This window comes from Streptosporangium sp. NPDC050284 (genome assembly GCF_044459525.1).
GTDB lineage: Bacteria > Actinomycetota > Actinomycetes > Streptosporangiales > Streptosporangiaceae > Streptosporangium.
Map to the genome: position 1 here is coordinate 740,518 of NZ_JBITIZ010000001.1, position 17,853 is coordinate 758,370.

A 17,853-nucleotide genomic window follows, 5' to 3' on the forward strand; every position below is an offset into this window, starting at 1 on the left:
ACCGGCTTCCTCTGTTCGCGCGCTATCCTCGCCGGGCCCAGGCCGCGATCGGGTTGCCGAACCAGCGGGTCCCGGCGGGCACGGACTCACCGCGCATCACCAGGGACGCCGGTCCGACCGTGGTGTTCTCCCCGATCGTCGCCGCGGGCAGGACCACCCCGTGGGGGCCGAGTGTGGATCCGTCCCGCATGACGACAGTATCGATGCTCATCACGCGGTCGTGGAACAGGTGCGTCTGCAACACGCACCCCCGGTTGACCGACACCCCGTCACCCAGGCTGACCAGGTCGACCTCCGGCAGCCAGTAGGTCTCGCACCACACGCCCCTGCCCACCCGCGCCCCCAGGGAGCGCAGCCACAGGTTCAGCGGAGCCGTCCCCAGCCAGCGCTGGGCGAACCAGGGCGCGGCGAGCACCTCCACGAAGGTGTCGGCCAGCTCGTTGCGCCACACGAACGAGCTCCACAGCGGCCGGTCGCCCACCGCGATCCTGCCCACCAGGACCCACTTGGCGACGGTCGCCGTCGCCGCGGCGAGCACCCCGCCGCCCAGCACCGCCACGCCCGACAGGGCCGCCGCCACCGCGAAGCCGTACGCCCCGGCCAGCCACTCCACGGCCGCCGCGACGAGCACGGCCACGGCGACCGTGCACATCACCGGCACCACGCGGCACACCTCGACCGCGGCGCGGGCGAACCTCAGCCTCGGCGGCGGGTCGTAGGTACGGCTCCGATCGCCCTCCTCGGCGGACCTGCGCAGTTCCACCGGAGGCATCCCCAGGTACGACGAGCCCGCCTTGGCCTTCTTCGGCGTCGCGGACAGCACCGCGACCAGCCCGTCCTTGGGCACCTTGCGCCCCGGCGCGGTCATCCCCGAGTTGCCGAGGAACGCGCGCTTGCCGATCCGCACGTGGCCGACCCGCAGCCGCCCGCCCTCCAGCTCGTACGGCGCGACCATCGTGTCGTCGGCGAGGAAGGCGCCGTCGCCGACCGAGGTCATCGACGGCAGGGCCAGCACCGTCGACAGCTCCACGTCACGGCCGACCTTCATGCCCAGGGCGCGCAGCCAGGCGGGGGTGACCATGCTCGCGTACAGCGGGAACAGCCAGACCCGCGCCATCGACATGAGCAGGCCCGTCGCCCACGCCTGCCAGGCCTGGCGGCTGTGCACCGGGTGCTGCCCGGCGTGCAGGCCGACCGAGAGCAGCCGCACCGAGGCCACGGTGAGCAGGGCGAGGGTGGCCGCCGAGGCGAGGGTGGCGAGCGGCACCCCGTACAGGACGGAGAGCAGGGAGGGGGCGCCGTCGCGCAGCAGGATGGCGAGGCCCGGCAGTGCGGCGATCACCGGGAAGAGGCTCAGAACCAGCGCGGACAGCCCGTACGCCGTCGCCCAGGGCCACGAGCGCGGCGGGCGGTCGACGGCCGCGGGCCGGGCCTTGCCCGTCCGGCTCGCGGGCACACCCGCCCAGCGCTCCCCGGAGGGCACCGAGCCCGCCACCGCTGAGCCGGGCGCCACCTGGGCGTTCTTGCCGATCTTCGTGCCGGGGAACAGGGTGGTGCGGGCGCCGACCGTGGCGGAGGCCCCGATCTTGATCTCGCCGACACGCACCTGGTCGCCGTCGATCCAGTAGCCGTTGAGGTCGACCTCGGGCTCGACGGCCGCGTACCTGCCCAGCTTGAGCATCCCGGTGATCGGCGGCATCGAGTGCAGGTCCACGTCGTCGCCGACCTGGGCGCCGAGCGCCCGCGCGTAGTGGGTGAGCCACGGGGCGGTGGAGACCTCGCCCACGCCGAGCCGCTCGGAGAGCCGCTCGGCGAACCACAGCCGCAGATGCGTGCCGCCGCCCCTGGGGTACGTGCCGGGCTCAAGGCCGCGCAGCAGCAGCCTGGCGCCGCCCGCGGCCAGCGCGATCCGTCCGGCGGGGCTGACGAACAGCAGCGCGCCGGCGAGCACCCACCACCACGAGACGGCAGGAGCCCAGGGAGATCCGGCCAGGTTGTTCAGCGCGGCGAGCGCCACCACCCAGCGCAGCGCGCCGACGCTGAGCAGCGGCACGGTGAGCGCCGCCTGCGCGATCGCGGCGCGGCGCGGCATCGGCGTGACGATCCGGTCGGTGGTCACGATCTCCGGCGCGTCGAGCGCCGACAGGTGCCTGCCGAGCCCGGCCAGCGTCGGGTGGTCGTAGACGTCGCCGACGGTGACCGCCGGGTAGCGGGTCCGCAGGGTCGAGACCAGCCGCGCCGCCGCGAGGCTGGTGCCGCCCTCGGCGAAGAAGTCGCCCTCGACGCCGCCCAGGATGTCCGTCCAGCACTCGGTCACCCACGGGTCGACGTCAGGCACGCCGGAGTCCGGCGTCTCCGCCGTCCCCGGCCTGCCGGGCAGCGGCCAGGGCAGGGCGTCCCTGTCGATCTTCCCGGAGGTGCGCGTCGGGAGCTCGTCCACGATGGCGATCCTGGGGACGAGCGCGGCGGGCAGGGAGTGGCGGAGGCGGTCTCCGGCGTCCCGCCGGTCGAACTCCTCGCCGGGCACGACGTAGCCGATGAGCAACTGGTGTCCGCCGCCGGTCGTGCGGACCGCCGAGGCCGCCCCGGCGACCCCGGGTAGCGCCTGCAGCGCCGCGTCCACCTCGCCCAGCTCGATCCTGCGCCCGCCGAGCTTGATCTGCTCGTCGGCCCGCCCGACGAAGATGAGCCCTTCCGGCTCCGCCCTCACCAGGTCGCCGCTGCGATAGGCGCGCTTCCAGCCGAGCGAGGTGAGCGGCGCGTACTTCTCCGCGTCCTTGACCGGATCCAGGTATCTGGCGAGCCCGACCCCGCCGATGACCAGCTCGCCGGTCTCTCCCATGGCCACCGGCTCGCCGTCCTTGCCGACGACGGCGAGGTCCCAGCCCGTCAGCGGCAACCCGATCCGCACCGGGCCCTCCCCGGTGAGCGGCGCCGCGCACGCCACCACCGTCGCCTCGGTCGGACCGTAGGTGTTCCACACCTCGCGCCCCGGCACGGCCAGCCGTTCGGCCAGCTCCGGGGGACACGCCTCGCCACCGAAGATCAGCAGTCGTACGTCGTCGAGCGTCTCGACGGGCCAGAGCGCCGCCAGCGTCGGTACGGTCGACACCACCGTGATGCCCATGTCCAGCAGCCACGGCCCCAGGTCCATGCCGGTGCGCACCAGCGCGCGCGGCGCCGCCACCAGGCAACCCCCGTGACGCCAGGCGAGCCACATCTCCTCGCAGGAGGCGTCGAACGCCACCGACAGCCCCGCCAGCACCCGGTCACCGGGGCCGATCGGCTCTTTCACGAGAAACAGCCGCGCCTCGGCGTCCACGAACGCGGCGGCGCTGCGGTGGGTCACCGCCACCCCCTTGGGCCTGCCGGTGGAGCCGGAGGTGAAGATGATCCACGCGTCGTCCTCGGGGCCGGGGCGCTCGCCGACCCGCCTTCGCTCCTCGCCCGCTCTCCCGCCCGTCGCGTCTGCACCGCGCCCGTGGTACGGGCCCCCGCCGTGCAGCTCGGCCGCGTAGTCGAGCTCGGAGCCGCCGGTGCGCCGGGGCTCAGGCGCGAGGTGCCCGGGGCCGTGAAGGTGGTGAATCTCACATTCGACACCCTGCTCGGCGGAGGGTTCACCGGAGAGCTCACCGAGGTGCCCGACGCGGCCGGCCGCGGCGTCACCAGAGGAGGCGTCCAGGTGCTCGTACGGGTCGCCGTAGGGGGATATCTTCCCGCCGTCGCCGATGACGGCGCGGACCCCCGCCTCGCCGAAGACCAGGTCGGCCCGCTCGTCGGGGTCGTCGGCGTCCACCGGCACATAGGCGGCCCCGGCGGTGAGCACGGCGACGATCGCGACGTACAGGCCGACGGTGCCCGAGGGAATCCGCACCCCGACCCGGTCCCCGCGCCCGATCCCGGCCGCCCGCATCTCCAGGGCCATCCGGTTCGCCTCGGCCCGCAGCCCGGTGTAGTCGAGACGGGTCTTACCGTCGTCCAGGGCGAGCGCGTGGGGGTGCCGTCGCGTGGTCTGGTCGAGGATGTCCAGCAACGTCCTGACCTGCGGCGCGGCCCCTCCGGGCAGGAGCGCTCGCGACGGCATGCCGGTGCCGACCGGTAACGGAATCACTGGCTTCCCCCATGTGTACGCGCCCTGTGGGCCCGGGACAGCCTACGTGCACGGGGTTAACGCATTTCCTCCGTGGGGCCGTACCTCACATGAACCTTCCCTTTCGGGCACATTTCACCCAGATGGCCGCGAGGCCTGAGTGATCACCGTACGTCGGGGGCGGCCCGCGTCGTCACGGGCAGGAGGGCAGCCATCCCTTGGCCGCGGCGAGGCACCCCGCCTGGAACCGGCTGCGAGCCCCGAGCCGTTCCATCAGTTCGGCGGTGACGCGCCGCAGGGTGCGCACCGAGACGTCGAGCCTGCGGGCCACCGCCTCGTCGGTCAACCCCGTCGAGAGCAGGCGGAGCACCTCGCGTTCCTGGTCGCTGAGGCCCTTCTCGTCGCGCATGCGCTCCTCGCCCAGAGGGCCGGCGGTCCCCCAGGTCTGCTCGAACAGGGAGACCAGGGCGGCGACGACGCCCGCCCCGCGCAGCAGAACCGCTCCGACGCTGCTGTCGGCCGGGTCCGTAGGCAGCAGGGCCGTTCGGCGGTCGAAGATGAGCATGCGAAGCGGGAGTCCGGGGGTGGTGCGGACCTGGCCGCCTTTACCGGTGAGCCAGGCCGCGTATCCGGTGGTCGCCTGGTCGTTGCGGACACTGTCGGGGTAGATGATGCGGATCGTCACGCCACGGTCGAGCAGGGTCTCGTCCAGCGGGCGGCTCGCCAGGATGTTCTCCGGCGTCTGGGCGCTCTTGGGTTCGAACCCGAGTAGTTCCTGCCGGCACCCGTCGACCAGCTCCTCGATCCTGCCGCGGATCGTGTCGATGCCGACGAGCGCCTCGGAGTCGCCGTCCGAGCGCGCCGGGTGGTGGTCGCCGTAGGCGGCGATCATCTGGGCGACGGCCGTCCGGCTCCGCTCGATCTCCTGCTGCTTGGCCAGCAGCGCGGCCTCCTCCCTGGCCAGCAGCGCGGAGAGTCCCACCTCCGGGCGGACCAGGCGCAGCACGTCCGGCTCCTCCCAGGAGGGGCGCAGGAGTGACAACTTGGCCAGTTCGTCCAGGGTGGCGCGGATCCGGTGGACCGGCCATCCCAGCTCCAGGCTCAGCTCGGTCACCCCGAAGGAGGGGTTCTCCAGAATGGTGCGGTAGACGGTTTCCTCGGCGGACCCGATGCCAAGCAGCATGAGCACGACTCCTCCACGGTTCGAGCATGACCGAGACACGATCCGGTGGGCGGGACCCACGACGATCACAGCTTGAAAAGTAGCCGGGCGCAGTGATGACCGGGTTACGCGATCGCCCCCGCCCCCGCCGGGGCGTGCCGGTCCGCTGGGATCCTCCTTCGGACGCGGGGTGTGGCGGGGTGTCCTCCGAGGGCCTTCCGGGGTGGGCGCGAGGCCTGCGGGGACGCTGTCCGGGGGTCCTGCCGGGGTGGGACGCGGGGTCTGCGGGGGCGTCGTGCGGGGCCGCCGGCATCGGGCCGCGGGAGCGGGGCGCGCTGGCATGATGCTGCCACGCCATGGACCTGACAGGGGAAATACCTGGTGGATTCGCCGCGCGCGAACCACGGTCGATTCATGTATCTCATCAACGCGCGCCTGCGTGCCCCCCAGATCGAAGGCCACCTGGCCCCGGACGGTGGGTGGATGCCCGCGCGTGAGCTCCGCCACCTTCTTCTGGTGCTGGCGGAGTCCGCCGACGGGATAGAGCACATCTACAGCGAGCAGCATCCCGCCGGAATCCATCTCGGTCTCTTCATCCGCAGGCCCACCCTCGACGAGGCCGAGAGCGCCGCGGCCCGACTGTGTCTGCGTGCTCTCCGCAGCGTGCCCGAACTCTCCGGGTGGTCGCTGGTGGCCTGCGGCACCGACCTCGACCTCGCACTCGGGCGTCTTGAGTCCTTCGACGAGGAGGCCTGTCAGCGTCCTGCCATTGCAGCGCGCTGACAGGCTCCAGGGCTTCCGCAAGCAACCACGATCGCTCAAGAATCAAAGTGTCAGAACGAAGCGGGAAATATCCGGAAACGTAATTCGGAGATCACCCGTGAAACAGAAAAAGGGCGCCGAGAATCGCCGGTCGAAAGGAAAGAAGAACAATGAGCACCACGGTCAGTCGCATCGCCCCCGCACTCGGCGCCCGTTCTCTCACCGCCCTTCTCGTCGCCGCGGCCGTGCCCGGGATGAGGGCCGGCCTCACGGCCACCGCGGCCCGCACCCCGGCGGGCGGCGCCGGCTGGCAGTGAGCCGACCAGGAGAAACCCAGAAAACCATTCGTCACGGGCACCGAGCCCGAGAAGTCGTCCGGGAGGCGACCATCGTGAAGCACCAGGAAGTCGAGTTACTCGCTCTCGGCGCAGGGCCGTCCAACCTCGCCCTCGCCGTGGCCCTCGAAGAGCTCGCTCCGGAACTGGCCACAAGAACGCTGATCATAGAACAGCACGAGAACGTGGTCTGGCATCGGGGAATGCTGCTGCCCTGGGCCCAGAGCCAGGTCTCCTTTCTCAAGGACCTGGTCACGTTGAGAAACCCGCAGAGCAGATTCTCCTTCGTGAACCACCTGCACTCCGTGGGAAGGCTCAGTGAATTCGTCAACCTGGGCAGTTTCACCCCGTACAGAACGGAGATCTCGAACTACCTGCTCTGGGTGGCGGAGTCGCTCGCTCAGGTGCGCATCGAGTACGGCCGGCGCTGCGTGGCGGTCGAGCCGGTCATGGCCGAGGACGGCGGCGTCGAACGGTGGATCGTCCGGCTCGCCGACGGCTCGACCATCGGCTGCCGCACCCTGGTGGTCGGCGCGGGCCGTGACGCCCACATCCCCGAGGTGTTCGACGAGCTCCCCCGCGAACGGATCATCCACAGCACCGAGTACAGCCAGGTGATCGCCGAGATCGACCACGACGCCCCGCACCGGGTCGCGGTCATCGGCGGCGCGCAGAGCGCGGCCGAGATGCTGTGGTCCACCCACCAGAGCATGCCCAACGCCCAGTGCACGATGATCATGCGCTCCATCGGCCTCACCGGCTACGAGAGCAGCAAGTTCACCAACGAGCTCTTCTACGCCTCCTTCGTCGACGAGTTCCACCGGTCGCGTCCCGAGGCGCGACGCCAGCTCCTCGGCGAGATGCACCGCACCAACTACGCCGGGCTGTCGCCGGGCCTGCTCGAAAACCTCTACCGGCAGATCTACCTGGAGCGCCTCGCCGGACAGGAGAGGATCCGGATGATCACGATGGCCGAGATCGCCCGGGCCAGGATCGAGGGCGACGAGATCGTCCTCACCCTCCGGGACAGGAAGAGCGGCGACCACGACGAGCTGACCTGCGACGTCCTGCTGCTCGGCACCGGCTTCGACCGCCGGATGCCCACGCTGATCCGCGACCTCGCCACCAAGGCCGGCCTCGGCGAGATCGGCGTCGACCGCTTCTACAAGCTGTCGCTGCCCACCGGCTCGGGCGCCGCCTGCTACCTGCAGGGCGTGAACGAGGACACGCACGGCATCGCCGACTCCCTGCTCAGCACGCTGGCCAACCGGGCGGAGGAGATCGTCTACGACATCCAGGGCAACAACGCCGCCGCCGAGCTCCTCACGCCGTTCGCCCTCCCGATCGCCTCCTGACCCCTGCCGAGCCTCTCAGAAACCTTCGAGGAGAACCCCCGTGGACCTCCGTACCTTTGACCCCGCCCACCTGCGCCAGGACAACGGGCTGCTCGCCAAGCGGCTGCTGCCCTGGGAGACGCTGAACGCCCCCTTCGAGGGCGCCTGGTGCGTCATCGAACCGGGAACCGCCTCGACCCGGCACGCCCACCACGAGTACGAGATCTTCATCGCCGTCTCCGGCGAGGCGGTTCTGGAGAGCGAGGGCGAGAGCACCCCCTTCTCCGCCGGAGACGTCGTCTACTTCCCGCCTGGCACCGACCACCGGGTCGTCAACGACGGCACCGCCAGCTTCGAGATGTACGGCATCTGGTGGGACCACGACATGACCCGCACGTTCGAGAACCGCCACCAGGAGGAGAGATGACGGAGACGATCGTCATCGCCGCGACGCCGACGCCGAACGGTGACCTGCACGTCGGTCACATGGCGGGTCCCTACGTCGCCGGAGACGTCTACGCCCGCTACCTGCGGGCCGACGGCCGCGAGGTCAACTACAACACCTGCACCGACGACAGCCAGTCGTACATGATCTCGACCGCCCACAAGCACGGCACCACGCCGGCCGAGCTGTGCGCGACGTCCACCGCCCGCATCCAGCGGTCGGTCGAGGCGATGGGCATCTCGCTGGCCCCGATGCCGCCCATCGACGACGTCTACCGGCGTACCGTGCTCGACTTCGTCACCGCCCTGCACGAGCAGGGCCGGTTCGAGACGCGGACCGTGCGCATGCCGTACGCGGAGAACGCGGGAACCTACCTGTTCGACGGGCTGGTCAAGGGCGAGTGCCCGGCCTGCCTGACCGAGAGCTGCGGCGGGTCGTGCGAGGGCTGCGGCCACCCCAACCACTTCGACGACCTGGGCGACCCGCGCTCGGTCCTCGACCCCGCAGACCCGGTGACCTCGCGGGAGGTCACCGTCCTGGTCCTGCCCATCGAGAACTACCGAAAGGAGCTCACCGCCTACTACGCCGCCCGGGAGAGCACCTGGCGGGGACACAGCAAGCAGCTCATCCGCGAGATCCTGGCCAGGCCGCTTCCCGAGATCCCGATCACGGTGCCCTCGCCGGGCTGGGGGATCGACGCCCCCTTCGCCGAGACGCCCGGCCAGATCCTCTACCCGTGGGTCGAGGCGATGCCCGCCTCGATCTACAGCACCTGGAAGGCGGCCGGCGAGCCGGAGGGCCCCGTCGACCAGGCCTGGCGCGCCGAGAGCGGCAACAGCCTCGTCTACTTCCACGGATTCGACAACGTCTACTTCTGGGGCATGGTCGACCTGGTCATGCTGCTCGCCCACGGCGACCGCTACATCACCCCCGACACCAACATCTGCAACGAGTTCTATGAGCTGGAGAACGAGAAGTTCTCCACCAGCCGCAACCACCTCATCCGCGGCGCCGACCTGGTCGCCGAGGTGCCACGCGACCTCGTCCGGTTCTATCTCGCCCTGACCTGCCCCGAGGACCAGCGGGCCAACTTCACCAGGGAGGGGCTCGACAAGGTCACCTCCCGCAGGCTGCGCGAGCCGTGGAACGCGCTCGCCGACCGCCTCGACGCCCTCGTCACCGACCCGGGGGAGGAGCTGAAGGTCACCGACGCCGGACGCCGCCGGGCCACGGTGGTCGTCGAGAGGTTCCGGCTCTGCTACGACCTCACCTCGTTCAGCCTCACCCGGGCGGCGGACAACATCGTCACCCAGCTCGCGAGGCTGCTGACCGCCGAGCGCGACGAGCCCGGCGACCTCCTGATGGAGGTGCGCGCCTTCCTCTCCTGCGCCGCCCCCATCCTCATCGACGTCGCGGCCGAGGCCGAGGCGGCCGGTGTCGAGCTCACCCTCGACACCTCCGCGGAGACGATCGACGCCTTCACGCTACCGCGACTGCCCGGGAGCCCCCGATGAAACTCCTCGCCATGGAAGCACGCCAGAACGCCACCTACTACCACTCCCGCTACCAGCAGGTTCAGGACTACGGCGCGGAACTCTACGTCCTCAACGGCATCGGCACCCCGGACTTCTGGCCGGAGGACCGCTACCGCGTCGTGGGCTCCCAGAACATCGACGACCTCATCACCGAGGCCAAGGAGTGGCACGAGCAGGAGCGCTTCGACGGGATCATCACCTTCTCGGAGTCGGCCGTGACCACGGTCGCGGCCGTCGCCGAGGCGCTCGGACTGCCGAGCGTGGGCGTCGAGGCGGCCAGGACCAGCCGCAACAAGCTGCTGATGCGCGAGGCGCACCGCAAATACGACGCTCCGCACCCCGGCTTCCGCTTCGTCACCGACCTGGAGGCCGCGCTCGGCGCGGCCGGCGACTTCGGCTACCCGGTCATCCTCAAGCCCACCCTCGGCGCCGCGAGCAACTTCGTGTTCAAGGTCGACGATGCCGAGGAGATGGCGGAGCTGTTCCCGCAGGCGCTGGAGGGCATCGAGGGGATGTCGTGGTTCGAGATGGAGGCGCACGGCCTCGACCTCGGCCCGCACGGCCTGCTCGTCGAGGCGTTCCTCGACGGCGACGAGTTCCTCATCGAGGCCGTGGCCTGGGACGGCGAGGTCTACCTCGGCTCCATCGTGGACCGCATCACCGTCGAGGGGGGCACCTTCGACGACGACGTGCACCACGGGCCGACCGCCCTCACCCCCGAGCAGGTGAACGCGGTCCACCGCGTGGTCAGGGCCGGCGCGCACTCCCAGGGGCTGCGCCGCAGCGTGTTGCACGCCGAGGTGCGCTTCCACCAGGGCGAGCCGTACCTGCTGGAGATCGCGATCAGGCCCGGTGGCGGCGGGCTGGACCTCATCGCCGGGATCACCGCCGCGCACAACCCGATCCGCGCCGTGATGGACGTGGCCCGCGGTGCCGCGCCGAGGGTGCGCCACTACCGGCCGACCGGCGTCCACATCACCGCGATGTGCCTGATGTGCGACGCGGGCAAGATCGCCGCGATCGACGTGCCCGCCGAGGTCTCCGAGTCCGAGCGGGTCTTCTTCCTCAAGATCACCGCCAAGCCCGGGGACGTCGTCCGGCGCCCGCCGGAGGGCAACAGCATCCTCGGCTTCCTGGGCACCACCGGCACCTCCCTGGAGGACGCCAGGGAGACGATGCTCGACTACGCCTCCAAGATCAACGTCACGTTCGTCCGGGACGGAGAACTGTCATGACGCAGCTGGCCGAGGAGGCGCCACAGCGGACCCTGAGGGTCGCCCGCACCCGCCGCTACCTGATGTGCCCTCCCACCCACTTCGATGTCGTCTACTCCATCAACCCCTGGATGAACCCCGGCAAACCGGTCGACGGCGCGCTGGCGAGGCTCCAGTGGGACGGCCTGCTGCGCGCCTTCCGCGCCCTGGGACACCAGGTGGAGTTCATCGAACCGCTGCCCGGCAACCCCGACATGGTCTTCGCCGCCAACGGCGCGACGGTCATCAACGGCAAGGTGCTGTCGGCCAGGTTCCGCCACGAGGAGCGGGCCGCCGAGGGGCCCGCCTACCTGGAGTGGTTCCGCGCCCGCGGCTACCAGACCCGCGAGGCCGTCTTCGTCAACGAGGGCGAGGGCGACTACCTGCACGCGGGAAGGTACCTGCTGGCCGGCACCGGCTTTCGCACCGACATCCGCTCGCACCGCGAGGCGGAGAGGTTCTTCGGGATGCCCGTGGCGGGGCTGAGGCTGGTCGACCCGCGCTTCTACCACCTCGACACCGCGCTCGCGGTGCTCGACCGCGACCAGATCATGTACTACCCGGGGGCCTTCTCCAGGGAGAGCCAGGGCGTGCTGCGCGTCCTGTACCCCGACGCGATCATCGCCAACGAGGCCGACGCCGAGGTGTTCGGGCTGAACGCCGTCTCCGACGGCCGCCACGTCCTGCTGCCGCCCGCGGCCACCCATCTGATGGGCGAGCTGCGCGAGCGCGGCTACGAGCCCATCGGCGTCGAGCTCTCCGAGCTGCTGAAGTCCGGGGGCAGCGCCAAGTGCTGCACCCTCGAACTCCGGGCGGCCCGCTCATGATCGACTACAACGGACGCCGCTTCACCACCGGCGGCGTCCCGGCGGGGGAGGAGCACCCGATCGCCCTGTACCGCCAGGACGGCGACCTGCTGTGGGGCGAGTTCTCCGGCGGCCACGCCCGCCGGGGGACCCTCACCGGGCTCTGCGCCTCCGACGGCACCCTCGACTTCGCCTACACCATGGTCCTCGACACCGGCGCCGTCGTGTCGGGCCACTGCCGCAGCACCCCCGAACTCCTCCCCGACGGCCGCGTTCTGCTCCACGAGACGTGGGAGCGCTACGGAGCCCACGCGAGCAGCGGTGTCTCCCTGCTCGAAGAGATCGATCCCGAGACCTTTGCCCTGCCCCACCAGAGGACTGAGAGCTGATCATGACCCTGAACACCATTGCCCGTCCGAACGTTGAGCGGCCCGTCAAGGGCGGCACGGTGACCTGGGCCTGCGCCCCCGGATTCCCTCCCTCGATCATCTTCCCCTTCACCCCGCCCGAGCGCTTCGGCACCCGCAACCTGCTCGAGTTCCAGATCCTGATGTACCGGCCGCTCTACTTCTTCGGCACCCACGGCACCCCCGAGGTCGACTACGACCTCAGCATCGGCGAGCCCCCGCAGTGGAGCGAGGACGGCCTCACCGTCACCGTCACCGTCAAGCCCTGGAAATGGTCCAACGGCGAGACGATCTGCGCGGACAACGTGCTGTTCTGGGTGAACATGATGGCGGTCAAGGGCGAGCGCTACGGCGAGTACGTGCCGGGCTGCTTCCCCGACAACCTCGTCTCCTACGGCAAGCTCGCCGAGGACAAGGTCTACTTCACCTTCGACAAGGTCTACTCCAAGCGCTGGGTGCTGATGAACCAGCTCAGCACCATCACCCCGATGCCCAAGGCCTGGGACCGCACCGCCGACGGGCCCTCCGACGCCTCGTACAGCCTGGAGAACGTCGCCGCGGTCTACGACTTCCTGATGGGCGAGAACGGCGGCGTCATCGAGGAGGACAACTCCGACCGGGTGCACTGGGCGACGAGCCCGGTGTGGAGCGTGGTCAGCGGCCCGTGGCGGCTGAAGAGCTACACCATGGAGGGCGTCGTCACCTTCGTCCCCAACGAGCACTACTCCGGGCCGAACAAGCCGCACCTGGACGAGTTCCGGCAGCTCCCCTTCATGTCCGACGGGGAGGAGTACCAGAAGCTGCTGGAGGGACCGGACGGGCCGGACGGCATCCAGGTCGGCTACCTCCCGCTGAGCTTCAGCACCGAGCCGACCGACGACCCCACCAAGGGCGGCCCCAACCCGCTGGGTGAGAACTACACGCTGGTCCCGCAGGCGGCCTTCTGTATCCGCTACATCCCGCTCAACTACAACAACCCGACCGTCGCGGGGAAGATGCTCGCCCAGACCTACATCAGGCAGGCGATGCAGCACGCGCTCGACCAGGACCGGGCGGCCCGCGACATCTACCACGGCTACGCCTACCGGCAGGACGGGCCGGTGCCCCGCTACCCGGTGAGCGACCTGGTCTCGCCCACCCTGCAGGGCGCGCCGATCCTGCCCTTCGACGCGGAGCGGGCCCGCGAGCTGCTGGAGGCGAACGGCTGGGACACCAGCACGACGCCGGCCGTCTGCGTCAACCCCGGCACCGGCCCCGGCCAGGCCGGGGAGGGCATCCCGGGCGGGACCAAGCTCAGCTTCTCGCTCAGGTACGCCGAGGGCCGTCCCGCCCTCACCCGGCTGATGGAGCAGTTCCGTGACGACGCGGTCGCGGCCGGCATCGAGCTGCGGCTGCAGGAGGTCTACGGCTCGGTCCTGGTCGCCGAGGACGCCCCCTGCGTCGTCGGGCCCGACAGTCCCTGCCTGTGGGAGCTGAGCACCTGGGGCGGCGGCTGGGTCTACCACTACCCGAGCGGCGAGATCCTCTTCCGGACCGACGCCGGCGGCAACTTCGGCCACTACACCGACCCGAAGGCCGACGAGCTCATCGACCGCACCCTGACCAGCGACGACCCCGCCGCGCTCTACGAGTACCAGGACTACATCGCCGAGCAGGTCCCCGTCATCTTCATCCCCAACTTCTCGCTGCGGCTGTTCGAGGTGGCCAACAACCTCCGCGGCTTCGAGCCGATCAACCCCTTCGGGATGATCAGCCCGGAGAACTGGTACTACGTCGAGAACGGTGACTGATCCCCATGCCGATCCCCGTGCCGGTCGCCATGGCTCCCGTCGCCGTCATCCCCGCCGAGAACCTCATGATCCTCCTGCTGCAGCTCGGGCTGCTCCTGGGGCTGGCCACCGTCCTGGGCCGTCTCTCCGTCCGGCTGGGCCTGCCCGCCCTGCTCGGTGAGCTCAGCGCGGGAATCCTGATCGGGCCCTCGCTGCTCGCCAACGTCGCCCCCGAGTTCTCCGCCTGGCTGCTGCCCACCGACCCGGCCAGATTCCACATGATCGACGCGGTCGGTCAGGTCGGCGTCCTGCTGCTGGTGGGCCTGACGGGCATGCACCTCGACCTGGGCTTCATTCGCCGCCAGGGGAAGACCGCCGCCGTGATCAGCGGTGCGGGACTGACCGTACCGCTCGTCCTCGGCGTCGGGATCGGGTTCCTCGCCCCCGCCGAGATGATCGCCGAAGGCGTCGACCACACCGTCTTCGCCCTCTTCCTCGGCGTCGCGCTCTGCGTCAGCGCCATCCCCGTCATCGCCAAGGTACTGATGGAGATGCGCCTGCTGCACCGCGACATCGGCCAGCTCATCCTGAGCAGCGCCGTCATCGACGACGTGGTCGGCTGGCTCCTGCTCTCGGTGGTCTCCGCGCTCGCCACCGCCGGGGCGCGCACCGGGCAGGCCGCGCTCACCGCGATCGCGCTGCTCGTCGGGCTCGTGACCGTGTCGGTCCTGCTCGGCCGCAGGGTGGTTGCCAAGGTGCTGCGCCTCGCAGACAGGGGCGGGAGCGTCACCACGATCGCCGCGGTGACGATCATGATCCTGCTCTCGGCCGCGGCCACCCAGGCGATGGGGTTCGAGGCCATCCTCGGCGCCTTCGTCTGCGGCGCGCTCGTCGGCTCCTCTCCTGACCTGAAGGTCGCCAGGCTGGCCCCCCTGCAGACGCTCGTCGCCGCGGTGCTCGCGCCCATCTTCTTCGCGACGGCGGGCCTGCGGATGGACCTGACGGAACTGGCCAACCCGCCCGTACTGGTGGCCGGGATCGTGGTGCTCACCGTCGCCATCGCGGCCAAGTTCGGCGGCGCCTACCTCGGGGCGCGCATCGCCCGCAGGACCCGCTGGGAGGCCCTCGCGCTCGGCGCGGGCCTGAACTCCCGCGGCGTGATCGAAGTGATCATCGCGATGGTGGGCCTCCGCCTGGGCGTGCTCACCACCGCGTCCTACACGGTCATCGTCCTGGTCGCGGTCGTGACCTCGATGATGGCGCCGCCCCTGCTGCGCTTCGCGGCGGCGAGGATCGCCCCCACCGAGGACGAGGCCGTCCGCGAGGAGTTCTTCGACACCCTGCAGGGCACCGACGGCGCCGACGGTACCGACAGACAGCTCGTGACCACCGCCAAGGAGGCGTGACATGATCACCGACACCAGGCCGCTGCTCCTCGTGGTCGCGACGGGAATGCGGCACTACCGCGAATACCTGCTGCGCTCCATCGCCACCGAGTACCGCGTCCACCTCATGATGACCGCCGAGCCCGGCTGGGAGCGGGAGTACGTCACCGGCTGGACCGTCGTCGCCGACCTGGCCGACGGCCCCGCGCTGGCGGCCGCCGCGCTGGAACTCGCCGCCCACGAGCCCGTGCACGGGGTGCTCTGCTGGGACGAGGCGACGATCCTGGCCGCCTCGCACGTCTCGGAGGCCCTCGGCCTGCCGGGCGGCGACCCCGAGATGGTGCGCCGCTGCCGCGACAAGCACCTCACCCGCGTCGCGCTCGACGCGCTCGGCGTCCCGCAGCCCAGGTCGCTCGCGGTCTCCACACTCGACGAGGCCCTGCGCGCCGCCGAGACGGTCGGTTATCCGGCCATCCTCAAGCCGCGCGGCCTCGGCGGCAGCCTGGGCGTCATCAAGGTGGAGGACCCCGAGGAACTGGCGGAGCGGTTCGCCTTCGTCCACGACCTGAGGGTCCCCGGTGGCGCGACGTTCGAGATCCCCGTCCTGGTCGAGGAGTTCGCGGACGGACCCGAGGTCAGCGTCGACGCCGTCGTCCAGAACGGCGTGGTGACCCCGCTCTTCCTCGGCAGGAAGGTCCTCGGCTACGAGCCCTACTGCGAGGAGGTGGGCCACTTCGTCGACGCCCAGGACGAGCTCCTGCAGGACCCCGAGTTCTGCCGCGTCCTGCAGGACACGCACACCGCGCTCGGGTTCACCGACGGCTTCACCCACACCGAGGTCAAGCTCTCCTCCAGGGGACTGCGCGTCATCGAGGTGAACGCGCGCCTGGGCGGGGACATGATCCCCTACCTCGGCATGATCACCACCGGGATCGACCCCGGCCTCGCCGCCGCGGCGGTGGCCTGTGGCCGTACCCCCGACATCGCCCCCGAGCGCAAGCTCGTCGGCGGCGTGCGCTTCTTCTACGTCGCCGAGGACGACACCACGATCGAGTCGATCGAGTTCGACGAGGCCGGCCTGCCCGCGGAGATCGACCGGGCGGTCCCGGTGGTCGCCGCGGGCGCGACCGTCTCACCACCGCCCAAGGGCACCCTGTGGGGGCGTATCGCCTACGCCACCGCGCTATCCCCGACCGTCGACGAGTGCCGGGCCGCGCTGGACGCAGCCGAGGCACACCTGAAGGTGAAGGCAGCCGCATGACCGCCGTTATCGAGAACGAGAACGACCTGTCCGGGACACCCCCGCGCAAGCAGGACGACGGGGTTTTCGTCACCCTGCGAGAGGCCCCGCGCGCCGTCAAGGCACTGCTCTTCGGCGGCTTCATCAGCAGGCTGGCCGCGTTCATCCAGATCTACCTGGTGCTGTTCCTGACCGACCGGGGCTTCTCCGCCACCCAGGCGGGGCTCGCGCTGGGCGTGTACGGTGCCGGCGCGGTGGTGGGCTCGCTGGCCGGAGGCTCGCTCTCCGACCGGCTCGGCGCCCGGGCGGTCACCCTGATCAGCATGGGCGGCTCGGCCCTGCTGATCGTGTCCATCCTCTACGCCCCGACCTACGCCCTGCTTCTGGCCGCCGTCTTCATGGTCAGCACGGTCGGCCAGTTCTACCGGCCCGCGGCCCAGACGATGCTCACCGAGCTCACCCCGAGACACCGGGTCGTGATGATCACGGCGATGTACCGGCTCGGGCTGAACCTCGGTATGACCGCCGCCCCGCTCATCGGCGCCGCGCTGCTCGCCGTCTCCTACAACGCGCTCTTCTGGGGAGAGGCCGCCGCGGCACTGATCTTCGGCGGCATCGTGATGTTCGCGCTGCCCCGGCGCGCGCCGAAGGCCGTGCGTGCCGCGGCCAAGCTGGCGGAGGCGGAGGCCGCGAAGGCGGCGCCCGCCGAGGGCCGTTCCGGCTATCTCGCGGTCTTCGCCGACTGGCGCTACAGCGTCTACCTGCTCGCGATGCTGCTCACCTCCATCGTCTACTGCCAGTACACGGCCACCCTCCCGCTGGACATCTCCGCGGCCGGCCTCAGCCTGTGGTGGTACGGCGCGGCCGTCTCGCTGAACGGCCTGATCGTCATCACCTGCGAGCTGGCGATGACGAAGGTCGTGCAGAAGTGGCCGATCCGGCTGACCGCGCTGCTCGGCCTCGGTCTCGTCTCGGTCGGCTACGCCATCTACGCGATCTCCCCGCTCCCGATCTGGTTCATGCTCGGCACCCTGGTCTGGACGCTCTCGGAGATCATCGGTGGACCCACCACGTTCGCCTACCCCGCCCTGGCCGGCCCCGAGCGGCTCCGCGGACGCTACATCGGCGCCATGCAGAGCGTCTTCGGGCTCGGTACCGCGATCGGGCCGGTGATCGGCACCCTGGTGTGGTTCCAGGTGGGGCGCTCGGTGTGGCTGTGGGCCGCCCTGCTCTCCGCGATCGCGACCGTGGCGGGCCTGATCGGCATGCGGGACCCGAACAAGGCCGACGAGTCGCGCACCGCGACCGCCTCGGCGACATGAACGGAGGA

14 protein-coding genes are annotated in these 17,853 nt (G+C 70.7%); 12 read left to right on the plus strand and 2 right to left on the minus strand.

Translation table 11 applies throughout. From position 1 onward, the window contains the following. Positions 1–22: 22 nt before the first annotated feature. On the minus strand, positions 23–4,111 hold the full coding sequence (locus ACIBH4_RS03190; RefSeq protein WP_362765455.1) for a Pls/PosA family non-ribosomal peptide synthetase: 4,089 nt from the start codon (positions 4,109–4,111) through the stop codon (positions 23–25). Between the two features lie 172 nt (positions 4,112–4,283). After that, entirely contained in the window at positions 4,284–5,273 is a 990-nt protein-coding gene (locus ACIBH4_RS03195) for a LuxR C-terminal-related transcriptional regulator (protein WP_362505341.1), read from the minus strand. Between the two features lie 393 nt (positions 5,274–5,666). Here ACIBH4_RS03195 and ACIBH4_RS03200 point away from each other — a divergent pair, with 393 nt between their 5' ends. The 12 genes from ACIBH4_RS03200 to ACIBH4_RS03255 all read left to right on the plus strand — a co-directional run bounded on the left by ACIBH4_RS03200 (position 5,667) and on the right by ACIBH4_RS03255 (position 17,845). Continuing rightward, entirely contained in the window at positions 5,667–6,035 is a 369-nt protein-coding gene (locus tag ACIBH4_RS03200; protein WP_362505344.1) for a hypothetical protein, read from the plus strand. A gap of 149 nt (positions 6,036–6,184) precedes the next feature. Then, a complete protein-coding gene (locus ACIBH4_RS03205) occupies positions 6,185–6,331 on the plus strand; it encodes a hypothetical protein (protein ID WP_362505347.1) in 147 nt (48 codons plus the stop codon). Positions 6,332–6,405: 74 nt separating this feature from the next. Further along, positions 6,406–7,704 (plus strand): SidA/IucD/PvdA family monooxygenase, encoded by a 1,299-nt coding sequence (locus ACIBH4_RS03210; protein ID WP_362505349.1) that lies wholly within the window; start codon positions 6,406–6,408, stop codon positions 7,702–7,704. A gap of 40 nt (positions 7,705–7,744) precedes the next feature. Continuing rightward, on the plus strand, positions 7,745–8,110 hold the full coding sequence (locus tag ACIBH4_RS03215) for a cupin domain-containing protein (protein WP_362505352.1): 366 nt from the start codon (positions 7,745–7,747) through the stop codon (positions 8,108–8,110). Further along, positions 8,107–9,642, plus strand: coding sequence for a class I tRNA ligase family protein (locus ACIBH4_RS03220; RefSeq protein WP_362505354.1), 1,536 nt, complete (start codon positions 8,107–8,109; stop codon positions 9,640–9,642). Before ACIBH4_RS03215 ends, ACIBH4_RS03220 begins: the two co-directional genes overlap by 4 nt. Positions 9,643–9,653: 11 nt before the next feature. After that, positions 9,654–10,898 (plus strand): ATP-grasp domain-containing protein, encoded by a 1,245-nt coding sequence (locus ACIBH4_RS03225; protein WP_362505357.1) that lies wholly within the window; start codon positions 9,654–9,656, stop codon positions 10,896–10,898. Continuing rightward, the gene (ddaH, locus tag ACIBH4_RS03230) at positions 10,895–11,743 is read left to right on the plus strand and encodes a dimethylargininase (protein ID WP_362505359.1); all 849 of its coding nucleotides are present in this window, start codon (positions 10,895–10,897) and stop codon (positions 11,741–11,743) included. The genes ACIBH4_RS03225 and ddaH overlap by 4 nt, the downstream gene beginning before the upstream one ends. After that, the gene (locus tag ACIBH4_RS03235; protein ID WP_362505362.1) at positions 11,740–12,111 is read left to right on the plus strand and encodes a hypothetical protein; all 372 of its coding nucleotides are present in this window, start codon (positions 11,740–11,742) and stop codon (positions 12,109–12,111) included. The genes ddaH and ACIBH4_RS03235 overlap by 4 nt, the downstream gene beginning before the upstream one ends. 2 nt (positions 12,112–12,113) lie before the next feature. Further along, the gene (locus ACIBH4_RS03240; protein WP_362505365.1) at positions 12,114–13,919 is read left to right on the plus strand and encodes an ABC transporter substrate-binding protein; all 1,806 of its coding nucleotides are present in this window, start codon (positions 12,114–12,116) and stop codon (positions 13,917–13,919) included. Between the two features lie 5 nt (positions 13,920–13,924). Then, a complete protein-coding gene (locus tag ACIBH4_RS03245) occupies positions 13,925–15,304 on the plus strand; it encodes a cation:proton antiporter (protein WP_362505368.1) in 1,380 nt (459 codons plus the stop codon). A 1-nt stretch (position 15,305) separates the two neighbouring features. Continuing rightward, on the plus strand, positions 15,306–16,544 hold the full coding sequence (locus tag ACIBH4_RS03250) for an ATP-grasp domain-containing protein (protein WP_362505371.1): 1,239 nt from the start codon (positions 15,306–15,308) through the stop codon (positions 16,542–16,544). Beyond that, positions 16,541–17,845, plus strand: coding sequence for an MFS transporter (locus tag ACIBH4_RS03255; RefSeq protein WP_362505374.1), 1,305 nt, complete (start codon positions 16,541–16,543; stop codon positions 17,843–17,845). The genes ACIBH4_RS03250 and ACIBH4_RS03255 overlap by 4 nt, the downstream gene beginning before the upstream one ends. Positions 17,846–17,853: the final 8 nt, after the last annotated feature.